Below are 1860 nucleotides of genomic sequence, written 5' to 3'. Positions count from 1 at the left end.
GGCTCGAACCTATGACCTCCTGCTTGTAAGGCAGATGCTCTCCCAGCTGAGCTACGCGCCCAATTTTGGTGACCCTACCGGGATTCGAACCCGGGTTACCGCCGTGAAAGGGCGGTGTCTTAACCACTTGACCATAGGGCCTTGTTGGTGCCGGGGACCGGAATCGAACCGGTACGGTCTTATAAGGACCGCAGGATTTTAAGTCCTGTGCGTCTGCCAGTTCCGCCACCCCGGCATCTCTTTTGGCTCCTGGGGTGGGACTCGAACCCACAGCCTACCGGTTAACAGCCGGTTGCTCCACCATTGAGCTACCCAGGAACAATACTTTTTATCAGCGACGACAAGATATATATTAGCACAATTATAAATCCATGTCAACAACTTTTTTGAAAAATTTTTATGATTATTTTTTTCTCTTCGCTGATATATATATACATCTACTAATTATTGTTTCTAAATTTTCTATGTTATCTATCCTTAAAAATCCTCATAGATACTCTAATAACATGTGAGCAGCACTAAATCTGTAAACAACGTTAGAATGTTCCCATTCCTTATAGGTACTCTAGTAACTTCTTTAAATAATTTACTTAAAAAATACGATATAGATAGGTTTCAATTCCTTATAGATACTCTAGTAACTCAAGAAGTTGTTTTTTTAATGCACTTTTTTGCTCTTCGTTTCAATTCCTTATAGGTACTCTAGTAACCAGTCATATTTTTACTTACTAATTCTGTTCCATTTAGTTTCAATTCCTTATAGGTACTCTAGTAACAAAATTCCAATTCACATGTACTACTTCATCTAATTCCTCGTTTCAATTCCTTATAGGTACTCTAGTAACATTTGAAGATGGTGCAAATTAAAGACTATTGCAAAAGTTTCAATTCCTTATAGGTACTCTAGTAACGGAACTCCCTATCATAGAGAGTCCCTATTAAACTATGTTTCAATTCCTTATAGGTACTCTAGTAACCGTCTATATTATATATTCTGTCCCCATTATCAACGGTTTCAATTCCTTATAGGTACTCTAGTAACCCATTACATATATTGATATTACCACATTTTTTCATATTAGTCAATTAACTGATTTTTTATGTTAATTCCTACTAATATACTAGAGTTTTACCATTCTATATATTGAATTTTACACGTTTTTTGCAAAAAACAAAAAGTCGTCGATCCCCAAGGGTTTTTGCACTACTGGAGGTCGACGACATTGTTGTTCTGGTTATAATAAAAAGTCCCTATCACATTCTATTATGATAGGAACTCCTCTGGTGCCCAGAGGCGGAATCGAACCACCGACACGGGGATTTTCAGTCCCATGCTCTACCGACTGAGCTATCTGGGCGTATTCTATTTTGGTGGGCCCTCAGGGACTCGAACCCCGGACCTGCCGGTTATGAGCCGGACGCTCTAGCCAGCTGAGCTAAGGGCCCTTATTGAGAATTTATGGTGGGCTTAGGTGGACTCGAACCACCGACCTCACGCTTATCAGGCGTGCGCTCTAACCTGCTGAGCTATAAGCCCGTACTGGTCGGGGTGGAGGGACTCGAACCCCCGGCCCCATGGTCCCAAACCACGTGCGCTACCAAACTGCGCCACACCCCGATATTACTTATTCTATTTGGCAGGGGTGGCAGGACTCGAACCCACGACATTCGGTTTTGGAGACCGACGTTCTACCAGCTGAACTACACCCCTGCGTTTAATTGGTGGGCCCTCAGGGACTCGAACCCCGGACCTGCCGGTTATGAGCCGGACGCTCTAGCCAGCTGAGCTAAGGGCCCTTAAATCTTGGCGGAGAAGGAGGGATTTGAACCCTCGCGCCCCGATTAGGGACCTACTCCCTT

9 tRNA genes and 1 CRISPR repeat array are annotated in these 1860 nt (G+C 43.4%); all 9 genes read right to left on the bottom strand.

Annotation, left to right across the window (positions count from 1 at the left end):
* Positions 1–66: 66 nt before the first annotated feature.
* Positions 67–141, bottom strand: a tRNA-Glu gene (locus tag AB4Y15_RS13950).
* 4 nt (positions 142–145) lie between these two features.
* Positions 146–235, bottom strand: a tRNA-Leu gene (locus tag AB4Y15_RS13945).
* An 8-nt stretch (positions 236–243) separates the two neighbouring features.
* A tRNA-Asn gene (locus AB4Y15_RS13940) sits at positions 244–318 on the bottom strand.
* 225 nt (positions 319–543) lie between these two features.
* Positions 544–1042: a CRISPR direct-repeat array (repeat unit 30 nt; unit sequence GTTTCAATTCCTTATAGGTACTCTAGTAAC).
* Positions 1043–1282: 240 nt separating this feature from the next.
* Positions 1283–1358: transfer RNA gene (locus tag AB4Y15_RS13935), tRNA-Phe, on the bottom strand.
* Between the two features lie 11 nt (positions 1359–1369).
* A tRNA-Ile gene (locus AB4Y15_RS13930) sits at positions 1370–1446 on the bottom strand.
* A 14-nt stretch (positions 1447–1460) separates the two neighbouring features.
* Positions 1461–1537: transfer RNA gene (locus AB4Y15_RS13925), tRNA-Ile, on the bottom strand.
* 4 nt (positions 1538–1541) lie between these two features.
* Positions 1542–1618: transfer RNA gene (locus AB4Y15_RS13920), tRNA-Pro, on the bottom strand.
* Between the two features lie 17 nt (positions 1619–1635).
* Positions 1636–1711, bottom strand: a tRNA-Trp gene (locus AB4Y15_RS13915).
* 9 nt (positions 1712–1720) lie between these two features.
* Positions 1721–1797 (bottom strand) — tRNA-Ile (locus tag AB4Y15_RS13910).
* Between the last annotated feature and the right edge of the window lie 63 nt (positions 1798–1860).

This window comes from Caloranaerobacter longqiensis (assembly GCF_050286925.1).
In the GTDB taxonomy this organism is placed as follows: domain Bacteria; phylum Bacillota; class Clostridia; order Tissierellales; family Thermohalobacteraceae; genus Caloranaerobacter.
Note: the sequence above shows the minus strand (reverse complement) of the source record. Positions and strands in the feature narration are given on the sequence as shown.